The organism is Paenibacillus sp. GCM10023250, assembly GCF_042653205.1.
Taxonomy (GTDB): domain Bacteria; phylum Bacillota; class Bacilli; order Paenibacillales; family Paenibacillaceae; genus Paenibacillus_Z.
Window position 1 is genome coordinate 44,939 of sequence record NZ_JBHSHY010000014.1, and the last position, 20,626, is coordinate 65,564.

The 20,626-nt window shown below is 62.4% G+C and carries 12 protein-coding genes and 1 pseudogene; 8 read left to right on the plus strand and 5 right to left on the minus strand.

Annotation, left to right across the window (positions count from 1 at the left end):
• Positions 1-140: 140 nt before the first annotated feature.
• From ACFPB1_RS13415 to ACFPB1_RS13430, 4 genes are all read left to right on the plus strand, one after another.
• The gene (locus tag ACFPB1_RS13415; protein ID WP_379226006.1) at positions 141-653 is read left to right on the plus strand and encodes a C40 family peptidase; all 513 of its coding nucleotides are present in this window, start codon (positions 141-143) and stop codon (positions 651-653) included.
• 161 nt (positions 654-814) lie between these two features.
• Positions 815-1,495 carry a methyltransferase domain-containing protein gene (locus ACFPB1_RS13420; RefSeq protein WP_379226008.1) on the plus strand — a complete coding sequence of 227 codons (681 nt, stop codon included), beginning with the start codon at positions 815-817 and terminating at the stop codon, positions 1,493-1,495.
• 67 nt (positions 1,496-1,562) lie between these two features.
• Positions 1,563-8,237 (plus strand): DUF7507 domain-containing protein, encoded by a 6,675-nt coding sequence (locus ACFPB1_RS13425; protein ID WP_379226010.1) that lies wholly within the window; start codon positions 1,563-1,565, stop codon positions 8,235-8,237.
• A complete protein-coding gene (locus ACFPB1_RS13430; RefSeq protein ID WP_379226012.1) occupies positions 8,234-9,916 on the plus strand; it encodes a hypothetical protein in 1,683 nt (560 codons plus the stop codon). Before ACFPB1_RS13425 ends, ACFPB1_RS13430 begins: the two co-directional genes overlap by 4 nt.
• Before the next feature lie 113 nt (positions 9,917-10,029).
• Here ACFPB1_RS13430 and ACFPB1_RS13435 read toward each other — a convergent pair whose 3' ends face one another.
• From ACFPB1_RS13435 to ACFPB1_RS13445, 3 genes and pseudogenes are all read right to left on the minus strand, one after another.
• Complete coding sequence (locus ACFPB1_RS13435) at positions 10,030-10,989, minus strand: ABC transporter permease (RefSeq protein WP_379226014.1); 960 nt, start codon at positions 10,987-10,989, stop codon at positions 10,030-10,032.
• 234 nt (positions 10,990-11,223) lie between these two features.
• Positions 11,224-13,442 (minus strand): annotated as a pseudogene (locus ACFPB1_RS13440) (MMPL family transporter).
• Between the two features lie 77 nt (positions 13,443-13,519).
• On the minus strand, positions 13,520-14,188 hold the full coding sequence (locus ACFPB1_RS13445) for a TetR/AcrR family transcriptional regulator (RefSeq protein WP_379226016.1): 669 nt from the start codon (positions 14,186-14,188) through the stop codon (positions 13,520-13,522).
• A gap of 192 nt (positions 14,189-14,380) precedes the next feature.
• Here ACFPB1_RS13445 and ACFPB1_RS13450 point away from each other — a divergent pair, with 192 nt between their 5' ends.
• The 4 genes from ACFPB1_RS13450 to ACFPB1_RS13465 all read left to right on the plus strand — a co-directional run bounded on the left by ACFPB1_RS13450 (position 14,381) and on the right by ACFPB1_RS13465 (position 17,090).
• Positions 14,381-15,004, plus strand: coding sequence for a DUF4309 domain-containing protein (locus ACFPB1_RS13450; RefSeq protein WP_379226018.1), 624 nt, complete (start codon positions 14,381-14,383; stop codon positions 15,002-15,004).
• 419 nt (positions 15,005-15,423) lie between these two features.
• Positions 15,424-15,720: an SDR family NAD(P)-dependent oxidoreductase gene (locus ACFPB1_RS13455; protein WP_379226020.1), complete on the plus strand. Its 297-nt coding sequence runs from the start codon at positions 15,424-15,426 to the stop codon at positions 15,718-15,720.
• Positions 15,639-16,067 carry an SDR family NAD(P)-dependent oxidoreductase gene (locus ACFPB1_RS13460; protein WP_379226022.1) on the plus strand — a complete coding sequence of 143 codons (429 nt, stop codon included), beginning with the start codon at positions 15,639-15,641 and terminating at the stop codon, positions 16,065-16,067. Before ACFPB1_RS13455 ends, ACFPB1_RS13460 begins: the two co-directional genes overlap by 82 nt.
• 165 nt (positions 16,068-16,232) lie before the next feature.
• A complete protein-coding gene (locus ACFPB1_RS13465; RefSeq protein ID WP_379226024.1) occupies positions 16,233-17,090 on the plus strand; it encodes an exonuclease domain-containing protein in 858 nt (285 codons plus the stop codon).
• Positions 17,091-17,385: 295 nt separating this feature from the next.
• Here the strand turns inward: ACFPB1_RS13465 and ACFPB1_RS13470 are convergent, their stop codons facing one another.
• Both ACFPB1_RS13470 and ACFPB1_RS13475 read right to left on the minus strand, forming a co-directional pair.
• Entirely contained in the window at positions 17,386-17,955 is a 570-nt protein-coding gene (locus ACFPB1_RS13470; protein WP_379226026.1) for a YdhK family protein, read from the minus strand.
• Between the two features lie 126 nt (positions 17,956-18,081).
• Positions 18,082-20,508 carry a heavy metal translocating P-type ATPase gene (locus tag ACFPB1_RS13475; protein ID WP_379226028.1) on the minus strand — a complete coding sequence of 809 codons (2,427 nt, stop codon included), beginning with the start codon at positions 20,506-20,508 and terminating at the stop codon, positions 18,082-18,084.
• Positions 20,509-20,626 lie beyond the last annotated feature (118 nt).

The following is a 20,626-nucleotide window of genomic DNA, read 5'->3' on the forward strand; positions in this document are numbered from 1 at the left end:
TAAGAAAACGGCTTTAATCCAACGCAGGCAAGGACTTCCGTTTACATTGGTAAGTGGTGGAAAGTTTGGGCGTGGTATAGTCGGTATAGGACATGACTGCCAAGACAACCACAAACTTACCGCCAGGAGGAAGTCTACCTATGATTACCTTGCCATCCCGCTTCGCCAAACGCGCGTTAACGCTGACCTTGGGCCTCTCCATCGCGCTCACGGGCGCGCTGACGCTTACGCCCCACACGACGCACGCCGCGACATCGTCGTCCGCGTCCAAAACGTCGCTGGCCGCCAAAATCGAAGCCACGGGCATGAAATATTTGGGCAGGCCGTACAAATTCGGCGCGAAATCCGGCATTACGAGCGCCTTCGACTGCTCGTCCTTCACGCAGTACATCTTCAAGAAGAACGGCATCAGTCTGCCGCGCTCGTCCCAGCAGCAAGCGAAGGTCGGCGTGAAAGTTTCCAAGAGCGCGCTGAAGCCCGGCGATCTCGTCTTCTCCGACACCAACGGCGACGGCGTCATCAACCACGTCAGCCTGTACATCGGCAACGGCAAGCTGCTGCATACCTACCGGGTCGGCATCGGCGTAACCGTCTCGACGTTCAAGAGCAGCACGTGGGACCGCCGCTTCGTCACGGCCCGCCGCGTTATCTAATCGGAACGCTTCTATAATAATTCATCGCGGATCTCGACCGCGCGGGGGCTCAGGGCCTCCGCGTTTTTTGCGCGGATGGGCAAGCGTAGAGACCCGTCGATACGCCTTCCCATACACTAAAGCAGCAACCGGCGATCGGCTGCCGGGAGGAGGCATGGGCGATGAAACTGGACATTGGCTGCGGCGCGCGCAAGCGCCCCGGTTACTATGGCATCGACCGGGTCGCGATGCCCGGCGTCAACTGGGTCGGCGACTTGAACGACCCGCTGCCGTTTCCGGACGATTCCGTCGACGATATCGCGGTCTGCCGCATGCTGCCGTACGTGGACGACTTGACAGCCGCGTTCGCGGAGCTGTACCGGATCGGCCGGCACGGGACCGTGCTGACCTTGCTCTGCCCGTACGCGCATCATTTCCGTCACGGCTCCAATCCGTATTTGAAACACCGCTTCGATGAACGTACGCCCCGTTATTTGACCCCGCGCTTCAGGCAGCCCGAGGACGGGCCGCTCTGTCCCCCGATCGAGCCCTACGGCTACGTTCCTCCGCTCCCCTACGACTTCCGCCTGCTCCGGATGGAGCTGTTCTACGATGCGGCCTTCTCTCCGCCGCTGTACGAGCCGGATGAGCTCGAGCTGCTCAAGGAGCTGCAGGCGAACGTCGTGGACGAAATCCTGTACCGGTTCGTCATCGTCAAAGGCAACATGCCCGACGACGAGTGGCGGCGCCTTTGCCGGCTCGAGCTTTCCGAGCCGCATGCCGTCCTGCAGCTCCGTACTGAACGGCACGAATCGGCTGCCTCTGCCTCATATGCCGCCGAGGACCCGCATATGCTCCTATAGTTCCAACCGTGAGATTGGCACATAGGAGGTGAGATTCATTCCTCTTGTAGTTCGGGCTACCGTGAACATGACCGGCGCCATCACCTTTACCGGCAATACGCTCGGCCTCAGCCGCTCGGCGACGGAAGGCGCTCCCGGCACCCAGGACAGCATCGGCGCGTTCGTCACCACCAATACGTCCTCCACGTTCGGCACCTATCCATCCGGAACGACGAACAATTACGCGGCCAATAATTCGTCCGCGAACCTCGTCATGCCCGCGGGCAGCTCCGTCGCCTACGCGGAACTGATCTGGGGCGGCACGTACCTGGTGCCGGGCGTCAACCTCTCGTCCGCCATCAACAATCCCGTTACGATTAGGCTGCCGAACGGCACGGGCTTCAGCGTCACGCCCGATCCCGCCACCGCCAATACATTCGACCTGGCTTCGGGCTCGCTGGGCTATACGCGCTCCGCCAACGTCACCTCGCTGATTCAGCAGGGCGGCGCGGGCACCTACACCGTCGGCGGCGTCGTCGGCACGATCACGGTGACCGATCCGACCGTCAACCATGCGGGCTGGACGCTCGGCGTCATTTACTCGAACCCTTCGCTCCCATTCCGCAACATGTCGCTGCGCGCGGGGGCTGTACTCATACAAGCTGATTCGGGAGCGGTCAACACGACGATCACGGGCTTCGCCACGCCGACTTCCGGAGCGCTCGGCGCCAGAGCCTTGCTCAGCGCGCAGGAAGGCGACGCCAACCGGTCGGGCGACCAGGCGCTGCTCGGCCCGAACATGGGTTCGCTCGTCGCGCTGTCGGGACCGAACAACTTCGCCAACAACTTCTTCGCCTCGCAGATCAACAACGACGCGGGCCTGCTCGACACGACGGGCACGTTCGGCACGCGCAATCAGACGAACGGCGCCCCTGGCAGCAATATCGTCGGCGGCCGGCAAGGGTGGGACATCACGAACGTCGACGTCTCCTCCCGGTTCACCAACAACCAGTCGTCCGCCATCCTCCAACTGACGACCTCCGGAGACGCGTACGTCGTCAACGGCGTCGCCTTTCAGGTCAACATCAATTCGCCGAACGTCGGCGTGACGAAAAGCGCGAACGTGACCGGCACGGTTATCGGCGACCAGATCGTATACACCGTCACCGTCGGCAACACCGGCACCGCCAACGCGGCGAATGTCGTCGTCAGCGATATTTTGCCGGCGGGTTCCGCCTTCGTCGCGGGCAGCGTCACCGTCGCAGGCATCCCGCGTCCACAGGCAGACATCACGGCCGGCGTGGCGATCGGGACATTGGCGCTTAACAGCTCCGTCACGCTTACATATCGCGCCAGCGTCGCCACCCTGCCCGCTCCCGGTCAAATCTCGAACCAGGCGAGAGCCGCGTTCACATTCCAAAGCGTCGCAGGCGGCAGCACGATCAGCGGCGTCATCCCTTCGAACACGGTTAACACGCCGGTCTACGCTCCGGTTCTGAACATGACCAAGACCGCCAGCACCGCGAACGCGTCCGTCGGCTCCACGGTCACGTATACGGTCGCGGTCGCCAACTCCGGTACCATCGCCGCGAACACGACGTTCACGGACAATATTCCGGCGGGCAGCGCGTTCGTGGCGAACAGCTTCACCGTGGACGGCGTCGTGCAGCCCGGCGCCAATCCGGCCACGGGCGTTAATATCGGCTCCGTGCCCGCGGGCGGCTCGCGAACGGTCGCGTTCCAGGTGCTCGTGAACAGCCTGCCGTCGCCGCCGCAGCTGACCGACCAGGCGACCGCGGCCTACACGTACAGTCCGCCGGACGGCAGAACGCTGAGCGGTTCCGCCGCGTCCAATACGCTGACGATTCCCGTCACGCTGCCGAACTTGATCTCGGCGAAGAGCTCGAACCGCGCGAATACGACCATCGGCGATACGATCGCCTTCACCACCATCGTGTCCAATACCGGCGTCGCGGCCGTCACGAGCGCCGTATTCACCGATCCGATTCCGAGCGGCTCCGTCTTCGTGTCCGGCTCCGTCGTCGTCGGCGGGGTCGCCAGGCCGAGCGCGTCGCCGGCCGCCGGCATCTCGCTCGGCACGATCGCCGCGGGAAGTTCGGTAACGGTGGTCTTCCTGGTGCTCGTCACATCGATCCCCAATCCGGCCCAAATCAGCAACCGGTCCACCACGACTTACAACTCCGGCACGTTCAGCGGCGTGTCGCTGTCGAACACGGTCAACGTCCCGGCCGCCGCGCCGGCCATCGCCGCGCAAAAGACAGCCAGCCACACGCAGGCGACCGTGGGCGACACGATATCGTACGCGTTCGCGATCCAGAATACCGGCAATTACGCCGCGCTGCTGACGCTGACCGATTCGCTGCCCGCAGGCACGGCCTACGTGGCCGACAGCATCGCCGTCAACGGCGCGCCGCGGCCGGGCGAGACACCGCAGACCGGCATTTCGGTCGGCGTCATAGCCGCCGGAAGCTCCGCGGCCGTGAACTTCTCCGTGCTGCTCCAGTCGCTGCCGAATCCGCCGAATCTCGTGAACCAGGGTACGGCCTCGTATGCCTACACGCTGCCCGACAACCGGACGTTCAACGGCAGCGCCGCTTCCAACCCGGTCTCGATTCCCGCCTCCGCGCCGAACGTGACGGTCGTGAAGTCCGCCAGCGAACCGGACGCCGCCGTCGGGGACATCGTCACGTACACGCTAGTCGCGGCCAACGAAGGTTTCGAGCCGGTCACTCAGGTCATCGTGTCGGACCCCATTCCGGCCGGCTCCGAATTCGTCGCCGGCAGCGTGCTCGTCAACGGCGCGCCTGCCTCGGGCGCGAATCCCGCGTCGGGCATCCCCGTCGGCACGCTCGCGCCGGGTGCCTCCGCGACGATGTCGTTCCAAGCCGCCATCGTCTCCGTCCCCGACGACGGCGCGCTCAGCAACCGCGGGGCGGTCGGGTTCACGTCCGGCGCGTTCACGGGATCGTCGTTCTCGAGCACGATTACCATCCCGGTCTTCCAGCCCGTCATTACGGTCCAGAAGAGCGCGAACCGGGAAGTGGTGACGCTCGGCGATACCGTCGTGTACACGCTGCAGGTAGAGAATTCGGGCAACATCTCCGTCGACGCCAACCTGATGGACAATATTCCGGCCGGCGCGGTCTTCACCGAGAATTCTGTACTGCTGAACGGCCAGCCCCAGCCAGGCACCTCGCCGCCGACCGGCATCCCGATCTTTACCATCTCCCCTGGCGGCTCGGCCGTCGTCACCTTCGAGGTCGCCGTCGTCTCGCTGCCGAACCCGCAGCAGCTCGTGAATCAAGGCAGCGCGACGTTCGCGTATACGCTGCCGAGCGGACGGGTCGTGAACGGAAGCTCGCCGTCGAACGTCGTCACGATTCCCGTCTCCGCGCCCACCGTCCCGGTCGTGCTCAGCACGACCGCCATCGATGCCGTCGCCGGCGATAACGTGCCATATGCCGCTATCGTGACGAACAACGGCATCGCGACCGTCAACAACGTCGTCTTCGTCGACCCTCCGATTCCAGGCACCACCTTCGTTCCCGGCAGCGTGACGGTGAACGGAGCGGCAAGGCCCCAGGCGGATCCGGCCGCCGGCATTCTGATCGGTTCCTTGGCGCCAGACGCCTCTGCGACCGTGACCTACGAGGTGAATATTAACATGCCTGTCTCCGATCAGATTCTCAATCAATCGACGGTCAGCTTCACGTCGGGCACCTTTGCCGCCACGTCGTCGTCCAATGTGACGACGACGCCGATCACGCAGCCCGTCATCGGCGTGGCGAAGTCGGCCAACACGGCGAACGCGACCGTCGGCGATACCGTGACGTTCACGATTGCCGTCGGCAACACGGGCAATCTGCCTGCGAATGTCACCGTGACGGATGCCGACCCGCCGACCACGACCTTCTTGGCCAACAGCGTCATCGTCGACGGCACGCCGCAGCCGGGCGCGACGCCTACGGGCGGGATCAATACCGGGACGATCAATCCCGGCGACACCGCGTTCGTCATGTTCTCCGTCGTCATCGACTCGCTGCCGACGCCTCAGTTCCTCGTCAACCAGGCGACGGCGACGTACACGTTCACGCCGCCGGACGGCAGGCTGCTGACGCGTTCTCAGCTGTCCAACACGCTGTCGATTCCGGTCTCGTCGCCGAACGTCCAAATCGCGAAATCGTCGACGATGACGGCCGTCTCGATCGCCGACGTCATTCCGTACACGGCGGTGGTCACGAACACCGGCATCGCGCCCGTCGCGAACGCCGTCTTCATCGACGGCACTCCCGCCGGCACGGCGCTCGTGCCGAACAGCGTGACGGTGAACGGCATCGTCGTGCCCGGCGGGAACCCCTCCGCCGGCGTCAGCATCGGTACGATCGCGAGCGGCGACAGCGCGACGGTGGCGTATGCGCTGACCGTCATCTCTGTGCCGGCGCCGCCGACGATCACGAACACGTCATCGGTATCCTTCACGTCCGGCGCGTTCTCGGGCCTCGCGTTCTCGAACACCGTGAATATCCCCGTCTTCCAGCCGGTTATCACCGTCGAGAAGTCGGCGAACACGGCGAACGCGACCGTCGGCGACACGGTCGTCTATACGTTCAACGTCTCCAATACCGGCAACTACGCCGCACTGGCAACCTTGACCGACACGATCAATCCATCGGTCTCTTTCGTGCCGAACAGCGTCATCGTGAACGGCGTTCCGCGGCCGGGCACGGATCCCGTCGCGGGCATCCCGCTGAACGTCATCGCCCCCGACTCGACGACCGTCGTTACGTTCTCGGTCGTCATCAATTCGCTGCCGCCCGGCCAGCAGCTGTCCAACACGGCGACCGCGTCGTACGCGTATACGCTGCCGGATAACCGGACGCTGACCGGCTCTGCCGTCTCGAACACGCTGTCCTTCCCGGTATCGCCCCCGGACGTCCGGGTCGCGAAGAGCACGGGCAGCTCGGCGCTCACGGTCGGCGACACACTGTCGTACTCGACCGCGGTCACCAACGCCGGCATCGCGCCGGTCGACAACGTTATTTTCTCCGACCCCATCCCGCAGGGAACGTCCTTCCTGGCGAACAGCGTCACGATTAACGGCGTCCCGCAGCCAGGGGCCAACCCCGCTGCCGGCTTTCCGCTTGGTTCCATTCCGGCAAGCGGCTCGGTCACGGTCGCCTTCAGCGTCACCGTCACGTCCGTCCCCGACGCTCTGACCATCAGCAACCGCTCGTCGGTCAGCTTCACGTCCGGCGCGTTCTCGGCCGTCACGTTCTCGAATACCGTCACGACTCCGGTCTATCAGCCGGTCATCGAGCTCGTCAAGAGCACGCTCACGGCAACCGCCAGCGTCGGGTCCGTAATCACCTATTCCGTCGTCACCAGCAACACCGGCAATTATCCCGCGACGGTCACGCTTTCCGACGACGTGCCAGCCGGCACCTCGTTCGTGCCGAACAGCGTCGTCGTGAACGGCGCGCCGCAAGCCGGCGCCGATCCGTCCGCCGGCTTCAGCATCGGCATCGTGGCGCCGGGCACCAGCACGACCGCGACGTTCAATTTCCTGATCGAATCGCTGCCGGCCACGCAGCAGCTGATCGACCAGGCGACGGGCAATTACCTCTACACCTTGCCGGATACGCGCTCGTTCTCGCAGACGTCGTTGTCCAACATCCTGCAAATTCCGGTCAGCTCGCCGAACCTGACGGTCGCGAAAAGCACGACCGCGACGGACGCCGTCATCGGCGATATCGTCCCGTATTCCATCCTAGTCACGAACGTGGGCGTCGCCTCCGTGAACAGCGCCGTGCTGAGCGCCATCGTGCCGGCGGGCACGTCGTTCGTGCCGAACAGCGTCACCGTCGGCGGCGTGCCGCAGCCGGGGGCGGATCCGGGCGTCGGCTTCCCGATCGGCGCCATCGCGCCGAATACCTCCGTGACGGTCAACTTCAACATCGTCGTCAACTCGCTGCCGGCCAGCGGCTTGATCAGCAACCTCGCGACGGTCAGCTTCACGTCCGGCGCCTTCTCCGGAACGAGCCAATCGAACACCCTCACGACGCCGGTCTTCAATCCGATTATCGGCGTGCTGAAGAGCGCCAGCACCGCCAACGCCACCGTCGGCGACACGATCACGTACTCGCTCGACGTCACGAATACCGGCAATCTCGCGGCTGACGTCACCGTCGTGGAGCCGATTCCGACGGGAGCGCTCTTCGTGCCGAACAGCGTGACCGTCGGCGGCGTGCCCACGCCGGGCGCCGATCCGGCGACCGGCATCCCGATCGGTCCCGTGCAGCCGGGCGCGACGGTACACGTCATCATCACGCTGCAGGTCACGGTCGACGCCTTGCCATCGCCACAGCAGCTGTCCAACACGGCGACCGCGAACTATTCCTTCTCGCCGCCGGACGGCCGAACGCTGTTGGGCTCGGTTCAATCGAACACCGTCGTCATCCCGGTCTCTTCGCCAAATGTATCCGCCGTCAAATCGACCGATGCAATCGACGCCGTCAGCGGCGATACGATCACGTACGCGATCGTCGTCACGAACAACGGCATCTCGCCCGTCGATAACGTTATCGTCGTCGACCCCGTGCCGGCGGACGTCACGTTCATCGCGGGCAGCGTGACCGTGAACGGCGCGACACAACTGAACGCGAATCCGAACACCGGCATTCAAGTCGGCACGATCGCCACCGGCGCCGCCGCCACCGTTTCGTTCCAGGTGCTCGTGCAATGATCGAGTACCACAGCCTGCCAATGACGATCCGCAACCAGTCGGTCGTTTCCTTCGACTCCGGCTCGACTTCAGGCTTCGCCTATTCCAACGTCGTCAATACCGTCGTGAACGGACCCGTGATCGGCATTGTCAAGACGTCCGTTACGGCGCAGGCGGGACTGGCGCTTCCGCTGACGTTCCGCCTCTCGGTCACCAATACGGGCAACCGCTCCGCGAACGTAACCGTAACCGACACGCCGCCGTCCGGCACCGTCTTCGTCGCTAACAGCATCCTCGTCAACGGAGCGCCCGTTCCCGGCATTACGCCGGAAGCCGGCATTCCGTTAGGCGAGGTCGCCCCGGGCACGGCGATTACGATCGTGTTCCAGCTGATCCTGACCTCGGTTCCCCCATCGGGCCGCATCGAGAATCAAGCGCGCGCCGACTATGCGTTCGTGACGCTGGACCATCGAACGATCACCGGATCGGCGCTCTCGAACGTCGCGTCGGTGCCCGTCGCCGCGCTGGCCGTCACGCTGGCCAAGAGCGTATCGAGCGCCGTAACGTTCGTCGGGGACATGATCTCTTACGCCGTTCTCGCGGCCAACGAAGGTTCTGCCAGCATCGGGCAAGCCGTGCTGTACGACCCGCTCCCGGACGGAACCGCCTTTGTGCCCGGGAGCGTAACCATTAACGGCGTCCGCAGCCCTTCGTCGTCGCCGGGGGCCGGCATCGCGCTCGGCACGATCGAGCCCGGTTCCTCCAGCCTCGTCACGTTCAACGCCGTCGTGCTCGAAGTGCCGGTGCAGACGCGGCTCGCCAACCGGGCGCGGCTGGCGTTCCGCTATGGCCGGTTCGAGCAGTCCGTGCATTCGGACAGCGTCACGGTCATCGTCTCCGGCCCGTCGCTGACGGCCGTCCTCACCGTTGTCCCGGTGCTGGCGACGATCGGCGACGAGCTCGCCTATACCTTGACGGTCGCGAACGCGGGCACATTGGAGACGAACGTCACGGTGAAGGATTTGATCCCGGTTGGGACCTCCTTCCTCACAGGCACCGCCGCATTGAACGGCCGTTCGCTGCCGAACGCCGATCCGGCGACGGGCATCGCGCTCGGCTCGCTGTTGCCGGGCCAGACCTTCGACCTGACGTTCGCCGCCTCCGTCACGCGGGAGGTGCTGCGGCCGGCGCTATCCCAAATCGTCAATCGCGCGATCGTCGATTACGTCTTCGCGCTGCCGAGCGCCCTTGCCGTCACGGATACGCTGCTCTCGAACGGCGCCGTGACGGAGATCGTCTACCCGCACATCGGCCTGACGCTGGACGCCGCTCCGCAGCTCGTCGAAGCCGGCGGAAGCATCCTGGCCCGCGTTCGCATTACGAATGACGGCAATTATCCCGCGTACGTGACCCTGACCGACTTCGTGCCGCGCGAGACGGAGCTCGAGCCCGGGAGCGTGCTCGTCAACGGCCATCCCGCCGTCGGCGCGGCGTCCGGCAGCCGCATCCCGGTCGGCACGGTCCCCGCGGGAGCCGCGGCCTCGGTCGCGTACGCGCTTCGCGTCGCCCTCCATCCGCTGCAGAGCCGGATTCGCTTCCGCGTCCGCGCCGCGTACGAGTACGACGTGAACGGCCTGCGGCACGAGTTCGCAGCGGCATCCACCGAAACGGTCGTCCGCATCGAGGCGGACGAGGAATGAACGCATGCCAACGAAGCGCGGCGCTTTCCGGATGAAAGCGCCGCGCTTTGCGTTGTTCCTCTAATTTATCTTCGCCTAGTTATAGTGGATTCGAGGACCAGAAGCCTCGCGGTTCAAGCGGCCTTCTTGCCCAAACGAATCCGCGGGTTGAGCAGGAGCGAGAGAATATCGGCCAGCCAAGTGAACAAGACGACCGCAGCCGTAATAATGATGATGATGGCGATGAGTACCGGAAGGTCGCGATGTGATGCGGAAAACACCATTAACGATCCGAGTCCGCCCCAATTAAACACGTTCTCGACGATCGCCGAGGAGCCGATCAGCGTCGGCAAATCCAATGCGGCAATGGTTACGACCGGTATCATCGCGTTTTTGAGAGCATGCTTGAGGATGACCCGACGTTCGGATATCCCTTTCGCCCGGGCAGTCTGCAGGAATTCCAGCGGAAGCACCTCCTGCATGCTAGAGCGAATAAACTTGAGGTACGAGGCGACGATGCCGAGCATCAAGGTTCCCACGGGTAAAATCATATGCTGAATGAGATCCAGCAGGCTGTCCTGCTTGCTTGGCTCATGCATGCTGCTTGGGGGAAGCCAATACAAGTTGAACGCAAACATTTGTTGAAGCCATATCGCGGCGGCGCTGCCGGGCACGGCAAATCCGACCAGCGCCAGCATGATCGCCACCCGGTCCGACAAGCCTCCCGAGCGGACGCTGCTATAGATCGCCCACGGGAATGCAATCATGAACGACAGAATCCATGCCGTGCCGATCAAGATCAGGCTGTTCTCCGCATTCTTCCAGATGTAGTTGCTGATCGGCTGCATGAAGTAATCAAGGCCAAACCCGCCATGACGGAGACCCTTAAGCCAATTCCAGTATTGCACATGGATAGGCAGGTCGAGTCCCAGCGCATGCTTCTGAGCCTCCGCGGCCAGCCTCTGCTCCGGCGTCGCTCCAAGCTGCGTCCACATGTCGCCCGGCATTTTATGGCTCACATAAAAGCATACACCGGATACGATCAGCAGCACCAACACAGATTGAAGCGTCCTACGAATAATGAATTCCCACATTTACTTCCCTCGCTTACTGGCATGATTTACAGGTACGTTTCGAATTGGCTGGAGTTGTGGCGTGATGGTGATTGGCCGCTTAACGAATCGAACCATAAGTAAGCTTAGTATACCTACCTAACATATAGGCGTCAATATTCCTTACATTTAAAAGTTACTATATTCATGTAAGGAATCCTTCTTTTCAAGCGTCAGGAGAGAGCGGTTATCCATCCTTTCACCCTCCGCCCCGTTTCAGTCGGCGGACGTTTCAGCACGAGCCGCTTTGGACGGCCAGAACGCGAACCGCCCGCAGAGCACGGTCAGCGCGGGGACGAGAAACGGCCGGACCAGGAACGTATCGAGCAATACGCCGATCGCGGTGACGGTGCCGAATTGGACGAGCACTTGAATCGGGAGCGTGGCGAGCACGGCAAAGGTACCGGCCAGAATCAGACCGGCGGACGTAATGACGGCGCTCGTACTGGAGACCCCCTCCTTGACCGCTTGGCGAAGCGGCATGCGACGGGCGTTCTTCCAAACGCTCGATACCATGAAGATATTGTAATCTTCCCCGAGCGCGACGATGAAGACAAACGAATAGAGCGGAATGAGTCCTTGAATCGCGTCCGCGCCGAACCCGTAATGAAGCACGATCCAGCCGAGGCCGAGGGCGCTGAAATACGAGAGCAGCACGGTCGCGACGAGATAGAGCATCGCGACGATCGAGCGCAGATAGAGCACGAGCAGCAGGGCGATCAGCGCGACGATGAGCGGAATAATGAGCCTGGCATCGGCATTCGTCACGTTGCGCGTGTCGTATTGCTCCGCGGTCGGCCCGGCGATCCACACGTGATCGGCCGCTTCGGTCTTGCCGGAGGCTGCGAGGGCCTTCTCTGCGGCCTGGCGCAAATCCGGAATATGGCCGATGGCCTCGCGACCGTACGGATTCGCGGTTAGTTCGATATCGTAACGGACGAAACGGGCATCCTGCGCGCCTGCTACACCGTCCGATACGGATGCGACGTACGGCAGCGAAGCAAGCGCGGCTTTGACCTCCTCGGATTGAGTATCCGTCCGCACAACGAGCTGTACCGGCGCCAGCTTGCCCGGGCCAAAATGCTCGCCGATCAACGTAAACCCTTCGCGGGATCCCATCGTGGCCGGAAACGACGACAGCGTATCGAACGTGAATTTAATGCCCGTGGAGCAAAGAACCAACGCGAGCAGCAGCGCGGTCGTCAGCGCGGCGATCAGCTTGGGGCGGCGAATGACGAGCGCCCCTACTCGATCTCCGGTTGTGACGCGCGCCGGTCTGACGCGAACAGGTTTGCCTTTCTTCCGCGCGCGCTCCGCTTCCATCTCATGCGTGCGCGGGATGAACGGGAAGAACGAGGCCCTTCCGACTAATCCGAGGATCGCCGGCACCAGCGTCAGGCTCGCGATCATCATGATCAGAATCGCGAGACTGAAGGGCACGGCGAAGCGCCGGAAGCTGCCGAACTCGGCAAGCAGCAGCACGAGCAGCGACACGACGACGGTCAGGCCGCTCATCGCAATCGCCCCGGCGGAGCTGCCGAATGCGCGCCGCAGCGCGGCGAACAGGCTTGATTCTTCCTTCAGCTTGCTGCGGAACCTCGCGATCAAGAATAAGCAGTAATCCGTGCCGGCACCGAACAGCAGCACCGTCATAATCGACAACGATTGGGAGTCATATGCGATCCAGCCGTCTCCGCCATCCAGCCAAGCAGCGGCGTCACGGCACCATAAGCGAAGCCAACGGCGATAAGCGGGATGAGCGCAAGTACCGGAGAACGGTAGATCAGCAGCAGGAACACCAATACGAGCAAGACCGTCGTCATGAGCAGCGTAACGTCCGCATCCTTAAACAGCCCCGTCGCATCGACGGAGATTCCCGCCGGCCCCGTCGCCCTGACGATGAGGCTGTCCGCGGCATCGACGGGCGACCGGAACGGATGCTCGCCGGGGAACGCGGCGTCGGTCCGTGTCTCCAGCTCCGTCAGGCCTGCCTTCATTTCGTCGCTGCCAACGCTCCGATCGAATAGAACCGGCTGCACCAGCGTCGTTCCGTCATCGGAGACTTGCTGCTTCAGCGCCTGAATCGGCATGGCGTGCAGCGGTACGGAGCCGTCCTGATACGGCAGCGGATTCGTCGCGATGGATTGCGACAAAAATTGAATGTCCTGCAAGTCCGAGTCTGTCAACCCGGATGCCCGATGCCACGTAAGCAAGGCCGGAATCCCTTCGTCCGATGCAAATTCCTTGTCGATGATGTGCCGCGCCTGGACGGATGGCTGGTCCGGCCCGAAATTGCCAAGCGTATCGTCCTTCAAGTCGTTGGCGCTCGGCAGGCCGATGTTCAGGGCTGCTACGACGACGATCCATATCGCAATCGTCAACCAGCGTCCTCTTCGTCCTCCGACCGACTGCATCGAGCGGCCCAGCATGTTCATTCTTTTCTCCCCTTTGGTTGGCTTGCGCCGTCTCCCTTATCAATCGATAAGGAAACGGCGTAAAAAAAGGCTGCCGGCTATTGGACCGATGGCGGTCCAACGTCCGACAAACCGTAAAGCAGTACGTTCACGAGCATCGCGGCTTGCCGTTCCCAATCCTCGCTGTCGACTCCGGAAGCAATGCCCGAGCGGGGAGCCGCCGACGGCGCGGGACTCGATGCCTGGGCGGCGATGGATTGGTTGATCAACGCCATCAGCAGCCTGGCGGACGTCTCGGGATTGACGCCGAATCGTTCGATATCCCGAAGCCGTCCCTCGCGGCGGCCTCTCTCGAATATCGATACGAGCGGATCGAGATAAGCGTCCTTCCACATGGCGTAGATCGTTCTCTGCGGTTCCGCATCCATTTCGTGGCGGATATCGCGGAACATCCTGCCCAAATCTTGCGGATGATTCGCCATCATTTCGTAAGTCACGGCGATCAGGCAGTCATGCATGGAGGCTGTCTCGCCAATGATCCGTACGAGGGCTTGCCGCGTACCTTCGCAGACATGGCGCAGCACTTCCACGTACAACGATTGCTTATCCTTGAAATGGTGGTACAGCGCCGGCTGCGTCAAGCCGCATCCGTCCGCGATCATCCTCGTCGAAACCGCGCGGTAGCCATGTTCCATGAACAGCTCCTCAGCCGTCCGGATGATCATCACCCGCGTTTCTAACGATTGGTTCGATTTCGGTCTGGGCATACGGGAGTTTCCTTCTCGCTTTCACGCTCATTACTTATCATCCGATAAGATTTTACACGGATCTTAGGCCTGATTCAAGCTGTAACCCCTTCGTCATCGGTCATTCATTTAATTGTAACTTTTGTCCTCGGCGAATGAATTAAGATCTTATCCATAAGGGATCCCCAATCAAACTTAACGAGGTGCATTAAGATGAAGTTCATAAATAACAGCAAAAATCTCCGCAAATGGTCCGCGGTCGGCATCGCTGCCGCCGTGATCGCTCTCGGCACGCTGGCTTCCGTCATTCCGGCTCAGGCGGCCGCCACGGCAAAGACCGCAACGACAACCACGGCCAAGACCGCCGCGCAAGCCGCAGCGACAAACGATACCGGGCGAATCAAGGATATTTTGGCGCTGGCTAAACAAGGCAAGGTGCAGGGCAGCGACTTCGTATCCGGCAAAACGAACATCAAAGCGGTTCATAAACTTTGGGGCGCTTCGGAAAGCTTGGGCAACGGATACGAACGGTATGATTTCAGCATGGGCCGCGGCGCGTACGATTTCGGGGTCAGCAGCAAGACCGGCATCGTTTACGATCTTCGTTTTTATTTTCCGCCGACCGACCCGTCGAGAGGTCTCAGCCAATTCACGTTCAATGCCGTCATCGCCGCGCTCGGCATGCCGGAAACCGTCACATTCAACGGTAACGACAAGATCTACACGTATACGGCCGGCAGTCATCAACTGAAATTCGTCGGCTCGAAGACGGCTCCGACAGGCAAATCGTCGTCTATCGCCCGCATCAACGTCTATACGCCGAAAGCCAACGTTTAACCGCGGATCCCTGGAGCATTCGAGAAATCCATCCGTTTAACTAGAAAAGGCAGTGGGGCGCAATTACGAGCTCGTCTTGGAATGACTGACCAAGGGAAAACTGCCTACCGCGCGTGTCACGATCCCCGTTGCCTTGGTGGAGCGAAGCTCTACCCTTCCATTGAACCGATAACCGCATCGTTTCGAACGTCACGCCGCCGCCGGTCTTCGCGGACCGGATGGCCGGGAGGGAAGATGATGCAGCATGCATAATTTTATAATGAAGACACTGACTAACCTGGACGCGGGTTAGTTTTTTTAAAGCTTCAGTGGTTCCCCATCCAGAAGATGAGAATTGGCGAATGAGTTCGAATGTCCTATTATTTAACTAACCAGTTAGTTGTATGACTGGAATTCATATGGGAGGCGGATTTATCATTATGCAAAGAACCTGGTTGATTACCGGCGTATCGAGCGGCTTCGGCCGTCATATGACTGAACAGCTTTTGAAACGCGGAGACCGTGTGGCAGGCACCGTCCGTCGTCTGGAAGTCATGGACGATCTCAAGGCAGCCTACGGAGACCGGTTATGGCTTGCCAAACTCGACGTGACCGACACTTCGGCCATTCGCGAGGTCGTCAATGAAGCTTTTCGGTGGGCGGCCAGGCGGCTTTCCCGGGCTGTTCTCTGTACCATGCGAGCAAATGGGGAATCGAAGGCTTCGCCGAATCCTTGATGTATGAGGTAGCCCCATTCAACATCGGGGTTACGATCGTCGAGCCCGGGGGCGCCCGCACCAATTTCCGTTATCAGAGCTCGAAGCTTGCGCCGAAAATCGATGCGTACGAAGCTTCTCCGGCCATTCATGCGCGCCGCATGCTTGAGGAAGCGAAGGCTCCTTCGCTCGGAGATCCTGCCAAAATGGCCGAAATCATCATCAACAGCGCGGATCTCAATCCTGCTCCGAAACGGCTGGTGCTCGGCAGCGACTCCTACAACGCGATCCGCAAAGCGCTTACGGAACGGCTTGCCGAATTGGAGACGCAGCGGGAGCTTGCATATTCGACAGATATCGAAGAATAATACAGGACACGAGCTGTCCTCCAAAGCACATCCCGACGTGAATCGCAGCCGATCTCGTCGGGATTTTTCTTATCTGCGCATGCGGGCAGGCGGATTTTGCACCGCGACAGCGGCTGCGGTATTCTGTTAGAATGGAAGCGATCATTTGCAGCGGAGGTAACGGACGTGGACTACATCGTACTAGACATTGAATTCAACGGGCGAAAATTCGCCAGCGACCTGCCGATGGAGGTCATCGAGATCGGCGCGGTCCGGCTGGACGCCGAGCTCCGGCAGACCGGCCAATTCACGGCGCTGGTGAAGCCGGTTTATTTCGCCAAGCTGAACGACTTCATTCAGAAGAAAACCGGCATTCCGCAGGAGGGCATCGACGCCGCGGAGGGTTTCCCGGCCGTCGTCAACGATTTCTTGGCCTGGCTCGGGCCGAGCGAGCGGTTTCTGATCATTACATGGGGCGGCGAGGACATGAAACGGATCGTCTTCGATACGCGGATGCACGGCTTGGACGACGCGTATTGGCGCGCGGTCAACTATTTCGACCTGCTCAAGGGCTACATTCGGCATAAGGGCGTCACCAACGACGTCAGCGTGGAAAACGCGCTGGCCGATCTAGGCATTAGCGGCGACGACAACCAAGCGCACCGCGCGCTCGACGACGCCCGCATGACCGCGGAAATTTTCCGGGCGGTGTTCCCGCATCTCGACTTCTCGCGGATTCAACAATACGTGGACGTCTATTCCAACGCCAAGGAGCGCAAGCTGGTAAAGAACGCGATCCGCATTCTGGCGGCGCAGAAGCTCGCGGCGACGTGGCCGCTCGTCGTCGAGCACGTGCTGAAGGGAAAGGTGGATATCGAAGACGCGCGCAAAATGGCGGAGCTCGAGGCCGTGTTCGACGCCGAGCTCGCCAAGCCGAAGCGCAAGCCCCGTCCGGCCGGGGCCACGGCGCCGGCCGCGGCGTCCGCATCGGACGCGGCGGAAGCGCCGGCGCCGCGGGCGGACGAAGACGGCGCCGAAGACTGAGCCGATCGCCGCGGCCGGCTGCCGGATGAGCGTCCGCCGCTATGCGGACGCTCCCGATCGCGCGCAGCCCGGCACAAGCCGGGCTCACGAATATCCGTGGGGTGACCGAACCGCCGTTACGACGGCATTCAGTCATCCGACGGCTATTTGCCGTTCGTCTCCGCGAACAGCTTCTTAAATTGCCGCGTGCCGAAGTGCCCGATCGGCGCACCGCCGCCCGGCAGAACAACAAAAAAGCAGCGGAACATCCGCGATCGGATATCCCGCTGCCATCCATGCAGGCCGCTTACCGGGATTATTTCAGCGCTTCAAGCTCGCTCTCCGTCACCCATTCATGATCGGTCACGCGGGCTCCGCCCGTCGTCGGATCGTAATCGACCGTATAGACCGTCGTCTGCTCGGCGGAATCGATCCTGGCCTTGGCGCCTTTCATGCCCTTCATATGATCGGCTTCCAGCACGACTTCGTCCCCGGGCTCGTACGGCTTGTCCCCGGCGTCCTTGATCTCCTCCTGGACGACCCACTTATGGCCGGTTACTGGCGCGCCGCCCGTCGCCGGCGTATACGAGACGGCGTACGCCGTCGTCTCGTAGGCGCCGGCGATCGTGGCCTCCGCTCCCTTCATGCCGGGCATATGATCGGCGAGCAGCGTCGCCTTGTCCCCGGCCTTGAAGGCCGGATGGCCCGCCGGCTTCAAGCCTGCCGGAACCTCGCCCGAGCCTTCATGATTCATGGCTCCCATTTCCGCGTCGGACATGCTTTCGTGCGCGTTAGTCGATGTCCTGCCGGCCTGATCGTTCCCGCAGGCGCTCAATGCCAGCGTAAGCGCGGCGGCGACGGACAGCAGCAGTGCTTTCTTCTTCATCGGTTGCAGCTCCCTTGGTTATTGAGTGAAAATTAACGTTCCCATCCAGCCATCCAGCTCATCCGGCCCATCAGGCGGCCGATGCCGGCCGAAACCGTCTCGCGCATCGATACGCAGCGCATTCGCTCACGGCTTCGCCCGCTGCAGGCGCAGCGCGTTCAGCACGACCGACACCGAGCTGAGCGCCATCGCCGCGCCCGCGACCCATGGGGCCAGCAGCCCGACCGCGGCGATCGGAATGCCGAGCGTATTGTAGCCGAGCGCCCAGAACAGATTTTGCCGAATGTTGGCCATCGTCATGCGGCTCATCGCGATCGCGTCCGCGATGCTCGTCAGCTCGCCGCGCATTAAGGTCACGTCCGCGTCTTCGATGGCGATGTCCGCACCCGTGCCGATGGCGATCCCCACGTCCGCGGTCGCGAGCGCCGGGGCGTCGTTGACGCCGTCGCCCGCCATGGCGACCTTCCTGCCCTGCGCCTGCAGCCGCTTGACCGCTTCGGCCTTGCCCTCCGGCAGCACTTCGGCGAGCACCTCTTCGATCCCGGCCTGCCGCGCGATCGCTTCCGCCGTCCGCCGGTTATCGCCGGTCATCATGATGACTTCGAGCCCCATGGCCTTCAGCCGCGCGACCGCCGCGACCGACGAATCCTTGATCGTGTCGGCGACGGCAACGAGGCCGACGTACTCGCCGCCGATTGCGATGAGCATCGCCGTCTTGCCTTCCGACTCGCAGCGTTCCATGCCCGCTGCGGCCCGCGCATAGCCTATCCCTTCGCGATCGAGCAGCTTCCGGGTGCCGACGAGCACCGTCTTGCCTTCGACGACGGCGCGGACGCCGTATCCCGGGATGGCCTCGAATCGCTCCGCCGCGGGCAGCGCGACGCCCCTCGCTTCGATGCCCGCCACGATCGCCTCCGCAAGCGGATGCTCCGACGAGCGCTCGGCCGCGCCGACATATCGGAGCGCCTCGGCTTCCGCCATGCCTTCGATCAGGACGTCGGTCAGCTCCGGCTTTCCTTTCGTCACCGTGCCCGTTTTATCGAGCACGACGACCTGCACCCCCTGCATCGCTTCCAAATGCTCGCCGCCCTTGAACAGGATGCCGAGCTCGGCCGCCCGTCCCGAACCGGCCAAGATGGACGTCGGCGTGGCGAGGCCGAGGGCGCACGGGCAGGCGATGACCAGCACCGCGATCGCCTTCTCCAGCCCCGATGCAAAATCGCCCGGTGCGATCAGGAACTCCCAGATCAAGAAGGTCAGTACCGCAATCCCGACGACGATGGGAACGAAGATGCCGGAGATCGCGTCCGCGACGCGCTGGATCGGCGCCTTCGAGCCTTGCGCGTCTTCGACCGCCTTGATGATGCGGGCAAGCGCCGTATCTTTTCCGACTTTCAACGCCTTCATCCTTAGCGCACCGTACCGGTTCACCGTCGCCCCGAACAAGCCGGCGCCCGGCTCCTTCTCCACGGGCAGGCTTTCGCCGGTCAGCATTGATTCGTCTACCGCCGACCGGCCCTCAAGCACGACGCCGTCGACCGGGATTTTCTCGCCCGGCTTGACGAGCACGACGTCGCCGGCGACGACGTCCTCCACGGGAATAGCCATTTCCCGGCCGTCCCGGACGACGAGCGCGGTCTTGGCCTGCAGCCCCATCAGCTTCTTGATCGCTTCGGACGTCCGGCCCTTGGCGAGCGTCTCGAACCACTTGCCCAGCAGGATGAGCGTGATCAGAATGGCGCACGTCTCGAAATACAGCTCCGGCGCATGCATGGCATGCGGCGATGCAGCCCATGCCAGCGTGAGATACAGGCTATAGAAGTACGCGGCGGACGTGCCGAGCGCAACGAGCACGTCCATGTTGGCGCTCCGATTGCGAAGCGCCTTGTACGCCCCGACATAGAACGGCGCCCCGATCGCGAGCTGCACGGGCGTCGCCAGCCCCAGCTGCACCCACGGATTCATGAGAAACGCGGGCAAGTAGATCCACGACGCGAAGGAGAAGTGGCTCACCATGGCCCACAGCAACGGCAGCGACAGCACCGCCGATGCGACGAGCAGCGCCTGCTTGCGCCGAAGCTCGCGACGTTTGCGATCTTCGCCGGACCCGGCTTCTTCTTTGCGGATGGCGCGGTAGCCGAGCTGCTCCACTTTGCGAATCATGTCCGGCACCGTTACCTCCGCCCCGTTATACGTCACGTGCGCCGTTTCCAGCGCGAGGTTGACCGCGGCCGAAGAGACCCCCGGCAGCTTGTTCAGCCCTTTCTCGATCCGGTTCGCGCAAGCCGCGCATGTCATGCCCTCCAGCCGGAAATCGATTTCTTCCTTAATCGTGCCATACCCGAGGCTCGCGATGCGCCGCTCCAGCTCGGCGACGCCGACCTTGGACGGGTCGTACGTCACCGATGCTTGTTCCAACGCGAAATTCACGTTCGCGCGGTCCACGCCCTCGAGCTTGCCGAGGCCTTTCTCGATTCGGTTCGCGCAAGCCGCGCACGTCATGCCCGCGATCTGCAGCGTGGTCTGCCTCTGTTCGATCGGCTGTTCTTCCATGTTCCATCACCTCGTAAGTACGACTTTACCCTGCCCGAGTTATGCTTGTGCAGCGTCTGCGGCATCTGCTTCCGCTGCTTAGTTGCGGCTGAAGATCCCGCATACCCTCAGGGGGTAT